Origin of the sequence: Sphingopyxis sp. (assembly GCF_036261875.1) — a bacterium.
Classification (GTDB): Bacteria; Pseudomonadota; Alphaproteobacteria; order Sphingomonadales; family Sphingomonadaceae; genus Sphingopyxis.
Map to the genome: position 1 here is coordinate 59,228 of NZ_DATAJZ010000040.1, position 15,055 is coordinate 74,282.

General features: G+C 67.8%; 15 protein-coding genes. 3 read left to right on the forward strand and 12 right to left on the reverse strand.

What is annotated here, in order from left to right; genetic code table 11:
• Positions 1 to 37: 37 nt before the first annotated feature.
• Positions 38 to 490, reverse strand: coding sequence for a hypothetical protein (locus tag VHO04_RS17740; protein ID WP_329629533.1), 453 nt, complete (start codon positions 488 to 490; stop codon positions 38 to 40).
• A 198-nt stretch (positions 491 to 688) separates the two neighbouring features.
• A complete protein-coding gene (locus VHO04_RS17745) occupies positions 689 to 1,951 on the reverse strand; it encodes an adenosylmethionine--8-amino-7-oxononanoate transaminase (RefSeq protein WP_329629534.1) in 1,263 nt (420 codons plus the stop codon).
• A 181-nt stretch (positions 1,952 to 2,132) separates the two neighbouring features.
• Between VHO04_RS17745 and VHO04_RS17750 the strand changes: the two genes are divergently transcribed.
• On the forward strand, positions 2,133 to 2,672 hold the full coding sequence (locus VHO04_RS17750; RefSeq protein ID WP_329629535.1) for a hypothetical protein: 540 nt from the start codon (positions 2,133 to 2,135) through the stop codon (positions 2,670 to 2,672).
• 249 nt (positions 2,673 to 2,921) lie between these two features.
• On the opposite strand, the gene VHO04_RS17755 is transcribed toward VHO04_RS17750, so the two are convergent.
• From VHO04_RS17755 to VHO04_RS17765, 3 genes are read right to left on the reverse strand one after another with little or no spacing between them, the layout of a single operon-like run.
• Positions 2,922 to 4,199, reverse strand: coding sequence for an alanine racemase (locus VHO04_RS17755; RefSeq protein ID WP_329629536.1), 1,278 nt, complete (start codon positions 4,197 to 4,199; stop codon positions 2,922 to 2,924).
• The gene (locus tag VHO04_RS17760; protein WP_329629537.1) at positions 4,192 to 5,607 is read right to left on the reverse strand and encodes a D-arabinono-1,4-lactone oxidase; all 1,416 of its coding nucleotides are present in this window, start codon (positions 5,605 to 5,607) and stop codon (positions 4,192 to 4,194) included. The genes VHO04_RS17755 and VHO04_RS17760 overlap by 8 nt, the downstream gene beginning before the upstream one ends.
• Complete coding sequence (locus VHO04_RS17765) at positions 5,607 to 5,969, reverse strand: c-type cytochrome (protein ID WP_329629538.1); 363 nt, start codon at positions 5,967 to 5,969, stop codon at positions 5,607 to 5,609. The genes VHO04_RS17760 and VHO04_RS17765 overlap by 1 nt, the downstream gene beginning before the upstream one ends.
• Before the next feature lie 124 nt (positions 5,970 to 6,093).
• On the opposite strand from VHO04_RS17765, the gene VHO04_RS17770 reads away from it, so the two are divergent.
• Positions 6,094 to 6,732: a TetR/AcrR family transcriptional regulator gene (locus VHO04_RS17770; protein WP_329629539.1), complete on the forward strand. Its 639-nt coding sequence runs from the start codon at positions 6,094 to 6,096 to the stop codon at positions 6,730 to 6,732.
• Here the strand turns inward: VHO04_RS17770 and bioD are convergent.
• The 7 genes from bioD to miaA form a co-directional block, all read right to left on the reverse strand.
• Positions 6,715 to 7,323 carry a dethiobiotin synthase gene (gene bioD, locus VHO04_RS17775; protein ID WP_329629540.1) on the reverse strand — a complete coding sequence of 203 codons (609 nt, stop codon included), beginning with the start codon at positions 7,321 to 7,323 and terminating at the stop codon, positions 6,715 to 6,717. The genes VHO04_RS17770 and bioD overlap by 18 nt on opposite strands.
• Positions 7,320 to 8,456, reverse strand: a complete 1,137-nt coding sequence (locus VHO04_RS17780; protein WP_329629541.1) for an 8-amino-7-oxononanoate synthase — start codon at positions 8,454 to 8,456, stop codon at positions 7,320 to 7,322. Before VHO04_RS17780 ends, bioD begins: the two co-directional genes overlap by 4 nt.
• 93 nt (positions 8,457 to 8,549) lie before the next feature.
• A complete protein-coding gene (locus VHO04_RS17785; protein ID WP_329629542.1) occupies positions 8,550 to 9,155 on the reverse strand; it encodes a DUF6151 family protein in 606 nt (201 codons plus the stop codon).
• A gap of 249 nt (positions 9,156 to 9,404) precedes the next feature.
• Complete coding sequence (gene ilvC / locus VHO04_RS17790; RefSeq protein WP_329629543.1) at positions 9,405 to 10,439, reverse strand: ketol-acid reductoisomerase; 1,035 nt, start codon at positions 10,437 to 10,439, stop codon at positions 9,405 to 9,407.
• Between the two features lie 124 nt (positions 10,440 to 10,563).
• Entirely contained in the window at positions 10,564 to 11,079 is a 516-nt protein-coding gene (ilvN, locus tag VHO04_RS17795; RefSeq protein ID WP_297665264.1) for an acetolactate synthase small subunit, read from the reverse strand.
• A 148-nt stretch (positions 11,080 to 11,227) separates the two neighbouring features.
• Positions 11,228 to 12,982, reverse strand: a complete 1,755-nt coding sequence (gene ilvB, locus VHO04_RS17800; protein WP_329629544.1) for a biosynthetic-type acetolactate synthase large subunit — start codon at positions 12,980 to 12,982, stop codon at positions 11,228 to 11,230.
• Positions 12,983 to 13,057: 75 nt separating this feature from the next.
• Complete coding sequence (gene miaA, locus VHO04_RS17805; RefSeq protein WP_329629545.1) at positions 13,058 to 14,020, reverse strand: tRNA (adenosine(37)-N6)-dimethylallyltransferase MiaA; 963 nt, start codon at positions 14,018 to 14,020, stop codon at positions 13,058 to 13,060.
• Between miaA and serB the strand changes: the two genes are divergently transcribed.
• A complete protein-coding gene (gene serB / locus VHO04_RS17810; RefSeq protein ID WP_329629546.1) occupies positions 14,019 to 14,903 on the forward strand; it encodes a phosphoserine phosphatase SerB in 885 nt (294 codons plus the stop codon). The genes miaA and serB overlap by 2 nt on opposite strands.
• Positions 14,904 to 15,055: the final 152 nt, after the last annotated feature.

Here is a 15,055-nt window from a genome sequence, read left to right on the forward strand (position 1 = left end):
GGGGGAGGCGCAGGCTAGGCGAACGACGGGGGCAGCGTCAATTCTGTGCGGCGGCGGCGGTGCCCTTTTTCGCGGCGCCCATCGCGCGGCGCTCGGCGAACCACTGGCGGAGCGCGGCGGCGGTGCAGCCGGTGTAGCCGTAGCTGCCGACCGGCGAGCAACTGTTCGGGCGGCTCGCGGCGGCGGCGCCGTAGCTATTGCCCTCGACCGCCGAAGCCCAGGAGCCGCCGCCGACCGAGGTATCTTCTTCCTTGTGGCGCAGCGCCTTGGGGACGCGATAGCGATCGGATTCGGGCTGCTGCGCGCAGACGACGATCTCGTCCTCCTTCGGTTCGGGGCAGGGTTCGTTGCCGTAGGTGTAGAGCACCGACACGCGTTCGGGGGGAGAGCCGGTCTGGGCCAGATCCTCGTCCTGCGCGTGCGCCGGCGCGGCGCCGGCCAGGGTGGGGGCGAGGAGGAGAAGCCAAAACGGGGCGGGTCTTTTCATCATGTGCATTCCCTGACGACCGTCCCCTGCGGGCCGGTATAGGCGGCGAAGATGAACCTCAGCCGAATTGGGGGCATCGGTAGACATTCCCGCTTCGTCATCCCGGGCTTGACCCGGGATCCCGCTTTTTCGGTGCCTGGCATATCCGGGTAGCGGGACCCCGGATCAAGTCCGGGGTGACGAGAGAAAATGGGGGCAGTGCTATCGGAGATCGTCGAGCGACGCTCCTATCGCTCCCCACACCTGCACCAGTTCGTCGGGCGTGATGCAATAGGGCGGCATGACGTAGACGGTGTTGCCGAGCGGGCGGAGGAGGACGCCGCGGTCGCGGTAAAATGCGATCAGGCGGGGAGCGAGGGTCGAGAGATAGCCCGAATCGGGAGCGACGATGTCGAAGGCGGCGATGGTGCCGAGGCGGCGCGGATCGGCGACGCGCGGGTCGGAGGCGAGCATGCCGAGGTGCGCGGCCTGCGCGTCGGCGAGGGCGTCGATGCGTTGCTGGACCGGCTCGTTGCGCCAGATGTCGAGATTGGCGACTGCGGCGGCGCAGGCGATCGGGTTCGCGGTGTAGCTCGACGAATGATAGAAGGTCTTCGCGCGGTCAGTCGAGAGATGCGCGGCGAAGATCGGTTCGCTGCACAAGGTCACCGCAAGCGGGATCGCGCCGCCGGTCAGCCCCTTCGACAGGCAGACGATATCGGGGATCACCCCCGCCTGATCGCAGGCGAAGCGCGTGCCGGTGCGGCCCCAGCCGGTCATCACCTCGTCGGCGATGAAGAGGACGCCATGGCGGGCGCAGATCGCGCGCATTTCGGCGAGCACCCATGCCGGATAGATCAGCATCCCGCCCGCGCCGAGGATCAAAGGCTCGACGATGAAGGCGGCCGGCTTTTCAGCGCAGGCGGCTTCGAGCGCGTCGAGCGCGGCCTGTTCCATGCCTTCGTGCGGGAAGGGAATGGTGCCGACGTCGAACAGCAAAGGCTGCCACGCGCGGTTGTAGACGCCGCGCTCGCCGACCGACATCGCGCCGATCGTGTCGCCGTGATAGCTGTGCTCCATCACCAGGATGCGGCTGCGCGCCTCGCCGATGTTGAACCAGTAGCCGAGCGCCATCTTGAGCGCGACCTCGACGCTGGTCGAGCCCGAGTCCGAGAAGAAGACGCGGGTGAGCGGATCGGGGGTGATGCGGATCAGTTCGGCGGCGAGCGTTTCGGCGGGTTCGTGGGTCCAGCCCGCGAAGATGAGCTGGTCGAGCTTTTCCGACTGGTCGCGGATCGCGGCCATGATGCGCGGGTGGGCGTGGCCGTGGGTCGTGACCCACCAGCTCGAGATGGCGTCGATCCAGGATCGGCCGTCGGCGCCATAGAGCCGCGCGCCCTCGCCGCGGGCGATCAGCGGGATCGGATCGCCGAGGCCGTGCTGAGTGAAAGGGTGCCAGATGGGGGAGGTCGCGCTGTCGGTCATGATGCGCCCCTACACAAGTTCGCGGCGCGGGCGAAGACTGGACGAAGACCGGGCGTCCGATTGCGCCGGTTTGCACCATCCGGCGTATCGCGGACACGGCGGGCCGGATCGCCGCTTCCCTTTTCCCGGAGCCTGACCCTAGGCCGGATGAAGGGGGGATGAGGATGCAGGAGCGAGGTTCATGGGCGCCCTTCCGGCCGGCAACGGAAACATATCGCGCGACGCATCTCCGCACGGCGCATCTCCGCACGGAGGGGCGGCGACCGCCGCCGATCTCGCGCTGGGTCTTCAGCTCTGCCGCGCGGGCCTGTTGTCGCTGACGCGGCTGCAACTCGCGGTCGAACGCGGCGACCGGCCGCGCGTGATGGAGGCGGTCGACGATCTGCACGCGCTCGATGTCAGCATCGGACGCACGGTCGACGCGCTGCCGGTCGCGCCCGCCGACGAGCGGCTGGCGGCGGTCGCGCGGCGCCTTCAGGAAGAGAAGATGGCGCTGGCTTTCGAGAAACTGGCGCTTGCAAGCGGCGTCAGCGGGCCGGCGCTGTCGTCGGGACCGTCGCGGCGCGGCGGGAGCGGTGCGGCACGGGACGCCGAAGCCGTTGCCGATTGGCCGGTTCGGGAGCGCCGGATGGCCGGACGATGGGCGGGCCATGCGCTGCGGGCTGCGGTTTTCCTTGCGGTTGCTGCGGGGACAGTCGGGGTGCTGGTGGCGGCGCTTTAAGAGGGCCGAGCGGTGTGATTCAGATTTCGAGCGCTTTCGCTTTGCTCCAGGGGCGGCTGAAACCTGAATCCCCATAATCCCTACTATGGTGGAATCAAAGTAACTGTCATCACCGTCACCCCGGGCTTGACCCGGGGTCCCGCTTCCTTTCGCGCACGGAGCGAAGAAAAGCGGGATCCCGGGTCAAGCCCGGGATGACGAAATCAATGAACCGAACTTCGGATTCAGCGACTGGCGCGGCGCGGCCGTTCAGGCCGATATCGGGAAGGTCGGCCAGGTGCCCGTGATCGCCGTCCCGTCGAACAGCAGGATATCGCCGAATTGCAGGAAGACGGCCTCGCTCTGGTTGGGGCGGAAGAAGACGCGGTCGTCGGGTTTCAGCGCGACATGGGTCGATCCGGTCAGCATCTCCTGATTGCTCGACCGGCCGTAGAGGTTGCTGAACTGCAATCCCGGCGGCGACACCGGGGTCGCGAGCCAGTGGCCGCCGTAGATGAAGAAGGCGCGCGCGGCATTGGGGTCCAGGAAGGTCAGCGGCCCGGTCAGCCATTCGTTGCCGGGCAGTTCCATGCGCTTCGCCTTGATCACCGGCGTGGCGATGAAGCTGGCGGGGACGTGGCGGGCCAGCGAGGGGAGGTCGAAATCGGCGGGCTTGACGAAGGCCGATCCCACCGACACCTCGTTCGCGGCGGTGCCCTGTGCATGGCGCGCATAGGTCGGGCTGCCCGCGCCGTTGAGCGTCAGCGTCGCGGGATCGACGCCGAGCTTCTCGCGCAGCACGCCGGTCGCGGTGCGATAGAGCGCCTGCGACGCGGCATAGGCCTCGTCGGGATCGCTCATCTTGGGGACATGGGCGTCATAGCCCATCAGGCCGCTCACGGTGACATGCGGGAAGGTGCGGGCGAGGTCGACCGCCGCCGCGAGCGATTGGCCGTCGGCGAAGCCGCCGCGATGGAGACCGACGTCGATCTCCATATTGGCGCGCAGCTTCGCGCCGCGTGCCGCGGCAATGTCGGCATATTGCTTCAGCCGCGCGGGCGTGTCGATCAGCCACTGGATGCGGCCCGCCGCCTCGGCGCCGAGCTTGTCGACGATTTCGGCATATTCCATCGCGGGCAGCGGCTTGCCGAGCAGCAGGTCGGCGCCCTGCCGCGCGGCCATGATGTCGAGCATCGCGCCGTTGAACACCATGAAGCGGTTCGTCGCCATGCCGCGCGCGACATGGTCGATCAGCCCGGTCGCGGGCAGCGACTTGACGACGACGCGCAGCGGCAGATTGGCGGGCTTCAGCGTCGCGCGCGCCGCGGCGATGTTGCGGTCGAGCCGCGCCTGGTCGATCACGAGCACCGGATGCGCGATCCCCGCCTTGCGGAGCGCCGCCGTCAGCGCGAGGAAATAGGCGTCGTGGGCGCCGCCATGATCGCTCTTGCGCGAGGCGAGCACCGCCGCGCCGCCGACGACCGCGAGCCCGCCGCCGACCATCGCCGCTCGGCGGGTCCAGCGTTTCGTCCGTCCAGTGTCAGCCATCGAGGAAGATTCCCTTCAGATAATCGTTGAGCATCCGCCCTTCGGGGTCGAGCGCGCGGCGCACCTCGCCCGCGTCCTTCCAGCGCGGATAGAGCGCCGCAAGGTCGCGCGCCTTCAGGCTGTGGAGCTTGCCCCAGTGTGGGCGGCCGCCGTGGCGGCGGAAGATCGGCTCGACGATGCTGAAGAAGAAATCATGGTCCTCGCGGTAATAGGCGTGGACCGCGATCGACCCGCTCTCGCGCTGGTAGAAGGGCGACAGCCAGGCGTCATCGGGTGCGATCACGCGCACCTCGATCGGGAAGAAGACGTCCTTGCGATGCTCCTCGATCGCGGCGATGACGTCGCGCAGCGCCGGAATCTGCGCCTCGATCGGCAGATGATATTCGCATTCGTTGAAGCGCACCGGCCGCTCGTTCGACAGCAGTTTCCAGCCTTCGTCGACCATCTCCTCGGGCGGAACCTTCGCCATCTCCTCGGCCGCGAGCTTGCGGCGCAGCGAGGGGGCGAATTCGAACCAGTCGCGAAGCTGTTTGAGGCCCATCAGCGTTTCGGTGTCGGCGTCGGGGCCGCGCGGCTTGACCGGCCGGTCGGTGATGTCGTTGGTGATCACCGCCGAGTGGCCGGTGAAGGGCAGGACATAGAACTCGACGTTGCGGTGCTTCTGGCGCAGCGCCGGCCAATCCTCCAGAACCTCGTCGGTGGGGCGCACTTCGGTGCGCTTGAGGATGCGGTGAAGCGGCTGGTTCTGGAGCGTGACCTGCGTCACGACGCCGAAAGCGCCGAGCCCGACGCGCGCGGCGTTGAACACCTCCGGGCGATTGGCGGCGTCGCAGTCGATGATCTCGCCCGACGGAGTCGCGATCCGCATCGCGACGACCGACCCGTGCACGGCCTGGATGCCGCGTCCGGTGCCGTGCGTCGCGGTTCCGATCGCGCCCGCGATCGATTGCTTGTTGATGTCGGGGAGGTTGATCATCTCCTGCCCGACCGCCGCGAGCGCGGGGCCGAGGTCGGCGAGGCGGGTGCCGCCGCGCACCGTTGCCTGATTCTTCGCGGCGTCATGGCCGACCAGCCCCGCCATGCCGTCGAGCGTCACCAGCGTGCCGTCGGTCGGCACCAGCGCGGTGAAGCTGTGCCCCGATCCCACCGGGCGCACCGGCGCGGGGGCTCTCGTCAGGATGGAGAGCAATTCCTCTTCGCTTTTCGGCGCGCCGCGCTTTTCGGGATAGCTGTGCGCGATGCCCGACCAGTTCGACCAGAGCAGGTGCCCCTTGGCGTCCTGCGTTGCCAGCGCCGCGGGCTCGCGGTCGCGCAGCCAGTTGCGTCCCGCCAGACCGCCGGCGCCGATCGCGCCGATCCCGATGACGCTGCCCCCCGCGATCAGCGCGCGCCGCGTTACCTTGCCCATCAGTTCCTCCCCGCCATGAAGCGAATAAGCGCCTTATAATCATCGGGCGTGCACGAAAAACACTGCCCGCCCGCCGGCATTCCACCCAGGCCCTGGACCGCGCTGGCGAGCAGCGCCTCCTCGCCCTTCGCCCAGCGCTTGTCCCACTGGGTGCGGTCGCCGGTGAGCGGCGCGCCGGTGTCGGCGACCGTATGGCACGACTTGCACGCCTGGTCGTAGAGGCCCGCGATGCGCGCGTCGGCGGGCTTCAGCGCCGCGCTCTCCTCGGGCGTCAGCGGCTTGGCCGGCGGCGGCTCCGACTGGCACGCCGCCAGCAGGAGTGCCGCAGGCAGAAAGCGGAGCGCGCCCTTGAATTTCGACATTTTTACATCCCCAGGCCTGTTATAGCTATTACTATATTATAGTATTTGCTATAGCGGTGCAACGCTCATTCCGATCCGGGTAAGGCGATGTGCTAGGCAGGATGGGGCGAATGAGGATGGAAGCATGGTGACGAAATTGAAGCCGAAGGATGTGCCGCCGGGCAAGCGCAAGCGATCCACCCGCGAGAAGCTGCTCGATACCGCGGGCGAGCTGCTTGCGGAGTTCGGCATCGACCGCGTCACGACGAACCTGATCTGCGAGCGCGCCGGGGTCACGCCGCCCGCGCTCTATTATTATTTCGCCGACAAATATGAGGTCGTCGTCGCGCTCGGCAAAAGGCTGATGGACCGCCAGAACGAAGCGCTCGAACGCTGGCTCGACCGGCATCTGGACGGCGGCATCCGCGCCTATGCCGAAAACACGCTGGAATTGTTGCGCGAAACCGCCGAGATCACCGAAGCCGAACCGGGCGGCATCTGGATCGAGCGCGCGCTCCATTCGAGCCCGCGCCTCGAACATGTCCGGATCGAATCGCACCGCTATGTCACCGACAAGCTGACCGATGTCTATGCGGCGATGCTGCCCGGATATCCGCGCGAGCGCATCTGGCTGCGAATGCGGATGCTGGTCGAGTTCGGCTATGTCGCCACCGAATTGCTGCACGCGGAAAGCGGCCTGGAGCGGGAGGCCATATTGGCCGAGACGGCGCAGATGCAAAGGCTTGCGACGCTTGAGCTGCTGCCCCTAACGGAAATCGGCTGAATCAAAGCCTGCGGCGAAGGCCTCGGCGAGTCCCGCGGGCGTCAGCGGATCGACGATGGGCAGGCGGCCGAGACGGCGGACGCCGCCGAGCTGGGCGACGATCGCCTCGCTGTCCTCGACCGCGTCGCCGAGGAAGGCGATGCCGTGGATCGCGGCGCCCCGGCGCCTGAGCGCCTCGATCGTCAGCAGGCTGTGGTTGATCGTGCCGAGCCCGGTGCGCGCGCAGACGATGACCGGGATCTGCCAGCGCGCGAACAGGTCGGCGTAGAGCAATGTGCGCGTGACGGGGACGAGGACGCCGCCGGCCCCCTCGACGATCAAGGCGCCATCGGGGGGCGTCAGGGCGTCGGGGTCGATGGTCACGCCGTCGATTTCGGCGGCGAGGTGCGGCGAGGCGGGGGTGACGAGGCGGTAGGCTTCGGGGCGCACGGAAACGCCCGCGAGGCGCGCGACGATTTCGCTGTCGGTCTCCTCTTCGAGGCCCGACTGGATCGGCTTCCAATAGGGGACGCCGAGCGCGCCCGCGAGCGCGGCGGCGAAGATCGTCTTGCCGATGCCGGTGTCGGTGCCGGTGACGACGAAGCGGGTCATGCCTCTGCCATCGCGGTGGCGAGCGCGCCGGTCATCGCATCGATCTCGCGTGGCCCGACGTTGAGGGTGATCGCGATGCGGAGGCGCGCGCTACCCTCCGGCACCGTCGGCGGGCGGATACCACGAACGTCGAAGCCCGCGGCCTGGAGCGCGGCGGCGATCCGCATCGTGCGGCCGTTGTCGCCGATGACGACCGGGATGATCTGGCTACCGCTGGCGGGAAGGCCGAGCGCGGCGAGGCGGGTTTCGGCATGGCGAATGAGGCCGTGGAGCCGCGCGGCGCGTTCGGGCTCGTTCGCGACGATTTCGAGCGCCTGGCGGACGAGCCACGCCGTCAGCGGCGACGGCGCGGTCGAGAAGATGAAGGGGCGGCCGCGGTTGACGATGAAGTCGCGGACGATCGCCGGGCCGCAGAGCAGCGCGCCTTCGCAGCCGAGCGCCTTGCCGCAGGTGTGGAGGGTGATCAGATTGTCGCGGCGGCCGAGGTCGTGCGCGAGGCCCTGCCCCGCGGGGCCGTAGACCCCGGTGGCATGGGCTTCGTCGACGACGAGCACCGCGTCGTGGCGGTCGGCGACCGCGGCGAGATCGGCTAGCGGGGCGCGGTCGCCGTCCATCGAATAGAGGCTTTCGACCGCGATCCACGGCGTCCCGCTGCCGCCGCCGCGCCGCCAGCGTGCGATGATGTCGTCGAATGCCTGCGCGTCGTTGTGGCGCGCATCGACGCGCCCGGCGCGGCCGAGCTTCATCCCGTCGTGCGCGCTCGCGTGGATCAGTTCGTCATGGACGACGAGGTCGCCGCGCTGCGGCAACGTCGCGAACAGCGCGGCGTTGGCGGCGAAGCCGGTCGGGAAGAAGAGCGCCGCTTCGCTGCCGTAATGGCGCGCGGCATGGGCTTCGAGCGCCTCATGCTCCTCATGATTGCCGCGCAGCAGGCGCGAGCCGCCCGAGCCCGCGGGAAGCCCGCGCTGAAGCCCCGCCGCCAGCGCTTCGCCCAGCGCGTAGGAGCCGGCGAGCGCGAGATAGTCGTTCGAGGCGAAATCGGCGCCGGTGCGGGGCGCGAGCGCGCGGCGGCGATCGGCGGCGGCGAGCGCGTCGAGGTCCTTGCGGTGGGTATGAAAGGGGGAGATGGTCATTCTGCGTCCCTGTCCGTCATTGCGAGCGAAGCGAAGCAATCCAGAGCGGTTTGCGCGACTCTGGATTGCTTCGCTTCGCTCGCAATGACGAGTTTACCGGTTGAGCCCGTTGCTTCCCAAAGCCTGCCGCTCTTCGGCGGTCAGCCGGTGCGGCGGAGCGATGGGTTCGAGCGTTTGCGGATCGAAGAGCGCGGCGCGGCGGCGGTCGCCCGAGACGATGTCCTTGATCGCCCGCACGGCGAAACGCGACATCAGCGTGCCCATGCGCATCTTGCGCAGGCTGCTGGTGTCTCCGACCGCATCCTGAAGGAAAAGATGCCCGCCCGGCGGACCGAGCAACCGTTCGTGCGCCGCGGCGTCGCAGGCGGCGAGTTGAACCGTGATGAAGGGCAGCTTGCCGTTCGCATAGCTGTTGAACAGCGGCATCCGGCAGCATCCGGCATACCAGCGCAGCGTCGGCTGATCGGTCAGATGGACGCAGGCGAGCCGGTCGCGGCCCGACGCCAGCCGCATCCGCGCGCATCGCGTCTGATACAGCGCGGTGCCGCCCTGTGCATCGAGCACCCGCGCGTGGCCGAGATAATGGACGAGGTTTTGGCAATCGGTGCAATGACATATGACGTGATCGCCCTCGGCTCCGATGGTCAGCGTTCCGGAAACGGCGCCGCATTCGCAGGCGAAGGGGAGGTCGGACGGCATGGTCCGATCCTAGCCCCTTGCCCGCGATTGCGGAAGCCGGTGATCGCACGCGACGAACTTCCGATCCTCCCTGTGCCGCAGGCATGGGGAGGTGGCAGCGCCCTTCGACTGCCTTGGCAGGCGCTCAGGATAAACTGCGCCTTTGGCGAAGCGCTGACGGAGGGGCGATGACGCGACGTCGCGGCCCCTCCACCACCGCTTCGCGGCGGTCCCCCTCCCCACGGCTTCGCCGCAGGGAGGATTATTCGGTCAGTTGACCGCCTTGTCGACCAGCTTGTTCTTGGCGATCCACGGCATCATCGCACGCAGCGCGGCGCCGGTCTGTTCGATCGGGTGCGCGGCGGCGGCCTTGCGGCTCGCCTTCAGCTCGGGCTGGCCGGCCTGGTTGTCGAGGACGAAATCCTTGACGAAGCGGCCCGAGGTGATGTCGGCGAGGACGCGCTTCATTTCGGCCTTGGTTTCGTCGGTGATGATGCGCGGGCCGGTCTTGATGTCGCCGTACTCGGCGGTGTTCGAGATCGAATAGCGCATGTTCGCGATGCCGCCTTCATAGAGGAGGTCGACGATCAACTTGGTTTCGTGGAGGCACTCGAAATAGGCCATTTCGGGGGCATAGCCCGCCTCGACCAGCGTTTCGAAACCCGCCTGGATGAGGTGGGTGACGCCGCCGCAGAGCACGGCCTGTTCGCCGAACAGGTCGGTCTCGCACTCTTCCTTGAAGGTGGTCTCGATGATGCCGCTGCGGCCGCCGCCGACGGCGCTGGCGTAGGAGAGGGCGAGCGCCTTGGCGTGGCCGTTGCCGCTGTTGCCACTGGCTTCCTGCGCGACCGCGATCAGGCAGGGGACGCCGCCGCCGCGCTGATATTCGCTGCGCACGGTGTGGCCGGGGCCCTTCGGCGCGACCATGAAGACGTCGATGTCGGGACGCGCCTCGATCAGGCCGAAATGGATGTTGAGGCCGTGCGCGAAGGCGAGCGCGGCGCCGGGCTTCAGATTGTCGGCGAGGTCGTCATAATAGATTTTCGCCTGATGCTCGTCGGGGGCGGCGATCATGATGACGTCGGCCCATTCGGCGGCTTCCTTGTTCGACAGCACCTTGAAGCCCGCGCCTTCGGCCTTCTTCGCGGTCGCCGAACCGGGACGGAGCGCGATCGCGACCTCGCGCACGCCGCTGTCGCGGAGGTTCTGCGCATGGGCGTGGCCCTGGCTGCCATAGCCGAGGATGGCGACCTTCTTGTTCTTGATCAGATCCTGGTCGGCGTCGCGATCGTAGTAAACCTGCATGTCTTTCTTCCCTATTCTTCTTTCGTCACCCCGGACTTGATCCGGGGTCCCGCTTTCCACCGTTGCTGAGCGGGACCCCGGATCAAGTCCGGGGTGGCGACGATTGAAACCCGATACCTAAACTCTAAAGCGCCTCCGCGCCGCGGGCGATGGCGACGACGCCGGTGCGGCCGACCTCGACGAGGCCGCATTCGCGCATCAAGGCGATGAAGCGGTCGACCTTGTCGCTGTTGCCGGTGATCTCGAAGATGAAGCTGGTCAGCGTCGTGTCGACGACCTTGGCGCGGAAGACGTCGGCCATGCGCAGCGCCTCGATGCGCTTGTCGCCGGTGCCCGCGACCTTCACCAGCGCGATCTCGCGCTCGACATGCGCTTCGTGGTCGGCAAGGTCGACGACCTTGTGCACGGGAACGAGGCGGTCGAGCTGCGCGATGATCTGGTCGATGATCGGCGGCGGGCCCGAAGTGACAATGGTGATGCGCGACAGCGCATGGTCGGCGGTGATGTCCGCCACCGTCAGGCTTTCGATATTATAGCCGCGCGCGGTGAACAGGCCGGTGATCTTGGCGAGCACCCCGGCTTCGTTGTCGACGGTGACGGCGAGCACATGGCGTTCGCCCGCTTCGGTGGTGATTTTCATGATTCCTCCCCGGAACGGGGAGGGGGACCACCGAAGGTGGTGGAGGGGCACCCTCGCCCAAATGCTGCTTCATGGGGCACGTGCCCCTCCACCATGCTTCGCATGGTCCCCCTCCCCCGGTGGGGGAGGATCGCTTCGTTTTTCATCATCACACCAGCGCTTTCGCTTCGTCGTCCATCGTGCCGGTGACGTCGCTCGGCTGGAGGATCATGTCGGTGTGCGCCGCTCCCGACGGGATCATCGGGAAGCAATTGGCGAGCTTCGCGACGCGGCAGTCGACGATCACCGGACCCGGCGTGTCGAGCATCGTCTGGATGCCGTCCTCGAGCTCGCCAAGCGTGTCGATGCGCAGGCCCGTCCAGCCATAGGCCTCGGCCAGCTTGACGAAATCGGGCAGGCTGTCCGAATAGCTGTTCGAATAGCGGCTTTCATAGGTCAGTTCCTGCCACTGGCGGACCATCCCCATCCATTCATTGTTGAGGATGAAGATCTTCACCGGCAGGCGATATTGCGCCGCGGTGCCCATCTCCTGAATGTTCATCTGGAGCGAGGCCTCGCCCGCGATGCAGACGACGAGGCGATTGGGGTTGCCGATCTGCGCGCCGACCGCGGCGGGGAAGCCGTAACCCATCGTGCCGAGCCCGCCCGAGGTGAGCCAGCGGTTGGGGGCCGAGAAGCCGAAATGCTGCGCCGCCCACATCTGGTGCTGGCCGACCTCTGTCGTGATGATCGGGTCGCGGCCGCGCGTCGCGTCGAACAAGGCCCTGACCGCGCGCTGCGGCATGATCTCGGCGGCAGCGTCCTTCTTTTCGGGGAAGTCGAGGCAGCGCGCCGCGCGCCAGCCGTCGATGCGGCGCCACCATTCGCCATAGTCGCGCGCCTTGTGGCCCTTGTCGGCCCACGCCGCGACCAGCGCGTCGAGCGCGCGCCCGGCGTCGCCGGCGATCGCGAGGTCGACGGGGACGATCTTGTTGATCGAGCTGCGGTCGATGTCGATGTGGATCTTCTTCGCCTCGGGCGCGAAGGCGTCGAGGCGGCCGGTCACCCGGTCGTCGAAGCGCGCGCCGACCGCGATGATCAGGTCGGCGCGGTTCATCGCCATGTTCGATTCGTACGTGCCGTGCATCCCGAGCATCCCGAGCCACTTCGGATCGTCGGCGGGGAAGGCGCCGAGCCCCATCAAGGTCGAGGTGATCGGCGCGCCGGTGAGCGACACGAGCTGGCGCAGCGCCGCGCTCGCGCCCGGCCCTGCGTTGATCACGCCGCCGCCGGTGTAGAAGACCGGGCGCTCGGCCGCGGCGATCATGTCGATCGCGGCGGCGATCGCGCCCGCGTCGGGCTCGATCTGGGGGCGATAGCTGGCGTGCTGGATGATCTCGGGCACCGAATAGGTGCCGGTCGCGACCTGCACATTCTTCGGAATGTCGATCACCACCGGGCCGGGACGGCCGTGGGTCGCGATGTGAAACGCCTCGTGCAGGATCGGGCCGAGCCGGTCGGGGTCCATCACCAGATAATTATGCTTGGTGCAGTGGCGCGTGATGCCGACGGTGTCGCATTCCTGAAAGGCGTCGGTGCCGATCAAGGTCGTCGGCACCTGGCCGGTCAGCACGATCATCGGGATCGAATCCATCAGCGCGTCGGTGATCCCGGTGACCGCGTTGGTCGCGCCGGGCCCCGAGGTGACGAGCACGACGCCGGGCTTGCCGGTCGAGCGCGCATAGCCCTCCGCCGCGTGGGTCGCCGCCTGTTCGTGGCGGACGAGGATGTGCTTGATCGTCGGGTGCTTGTAGAGCGCGTCATAGATGGGAAGGACCGCGCCGCCCGGATAGCCGAACACCGTGTCGACCCCGAGGTCGACCAGCGCCTGAACCACCATGTCGGCACCGCTCATTTCCGTCACGACGAAACTCCTTTCAACAGCCGTAAGGCAGCGCTTGTGCGCTGCAACAGGGCTGCGGGCAATAGGTGCATGATTCTATCTTGTCAACAATCTATCACGTAATATTATTGCTATTTTATTGATAGAATCGATGTTTAATGATTCTTCGTGACGCGGCCAATCGGGGGGGGGCTGGTGGCGGAACCACGTATATTGGCGCTTCGCATATTGGCGGGTCGCGGCCTGCGCCTGCGCGAGTGCTTCGTCCCTGCTGATCGCGCCCGCCAGATGGGCCGCGATCTGCGGCACGCCGATCGCGCGCATTGCGGGCAGATCGGGGTCGAGGCCGCGCGCGAGCAGCGCTTCGACTTCGGCGACCGCACCCCGTTCGAACATCTGGACGAGGCGCGCGTCGCAGCGGGCGCGCAGGTCGTCGCGCGGCGGGAGGAGGATCATCGGGGTGAGGGCGATGTCGTCGGCGATGCCGCCTTCGCGCGCGCGCTGCCAGTCGGCGAGGGGGCGACCGGTCGAGCGGACGACTTCGAGCGCGCGGGCGACGCGGGTGGCGTCGGCGGGGTGGAGCCGTGCGGCGGCTTCGGGGTCGGCTGCCGTAAGCGCGGCATGCGCCTCTGCCACCGGGAGGGCACGAACCTGCTCGCGGATTTCGGGGTCGATTGTGGGCACCGGAGCGATGCCGAACAGCAGGGTGCGGATGTAGAGGCCGGTGCCGCCGACGAGGATGGGGGTGTCGCCCGCGGCGTGCGCGCGCGCGATCTCGCCGCGCGCTTCGGCGGCCCAGCGCGCGGCGTTGCACGCCTCGGCACCATCGACATGACCGAAGAGGCGGTGCGGCACGCCCGCCATCTCGGCCGCCGTCGGGCGCGCCGACAGGATGGCGAGGTCGGCGTAGACCTGGCTCGCGTCGGCGTTGATCACCACCGCGCGTCCGCAGGCTTTTGCGAGCGCGACCGCCAAAGCGCTCTTGCCGCTGGCCGTGGGTCCGGCGATAAGTGCGACGGGCGGCCGCCCGCGAACGGAAGAGACAGAAGGAGAAGCCATGTTCGTTGCCACGCTGATAGCAGCCGGAAAGCTCACCGACGAGGTGGTTCGCGAAGCGATCGACCGGCTCGACATGACGGGGCACGATGTCGGCGCGCCGCACTGGATCGACGAGCATGATGCGGCCGACATTTTCTTTCAGGGCAGCCTGGTCAGCGCGCGCGCCGAACTGGCGAAGATGGACCATGGCGCGCTCGACATCGTCGTCCAGCCGTTCGGCGACCGCACCAAGAAGCTGATCATCGCCGACATGGATTCGACGATGATCGGCTGCGAATGCATCGACGAACTGGCCGATTACGCCGGGATCAAGGATCAGGTCGCGGCGATTACCCAAAGGGCGATGCGCGGCGAGGTCGATTTCCGCGGCGCGCTGACCGAGCGCGTCGCGCTGCTGCGCGGGCTGGGCGAGGATGTGCTGACCCAATGCCGGATGGAGCGCGTCCGCCTGACCCGCGGCGCGCGCACGCTGGTCCAGACGATGAAGGCGCATGGCGCGCATTCGGTGCTGGTGACGGGCGGCTTCACCGCCTTCGCGGGGCCGGTGGGCGAAGCGATCGGGTTCGACCGGATCGTCGCCAATGAATTGCGGATCGAGGGCGGCAAGCTGACCGGCACGGTGAACGAGCCGATCGTCGACAAGGATGCGAAGCTCGAGACGCTGAAGAGCGAGGCGGCGAAGCAAGGCCTGCCGCTCGCCGAGACGCTGGCGGTCGGCGACGGCGCGAACGACATTCCGATGCTGACCGCGGCCGGGCTGGGCATCGGCTATTACCCGCACGCCGCGGCGGCCGAAGCCGCCGACGCGGTGGTCCGCCACCACGACCTGACCGCGCTGCTCTGGGCGCAGGGCTATCCGCGGCGGAGTTGGGTGCTGGGGTAGGACTGGAGCGGCAGGTTTCGAGCGGTAGTGGACTTACCTTGCATCGTCATCCCGGACTTGATCCGGGATCCATTCTCTCAGCGCCGGATGAATGGATCCCGGATCAAGTCCGGGATGACGAGAGTCTGAAAATCGCGCTCAGCATCTCCTAA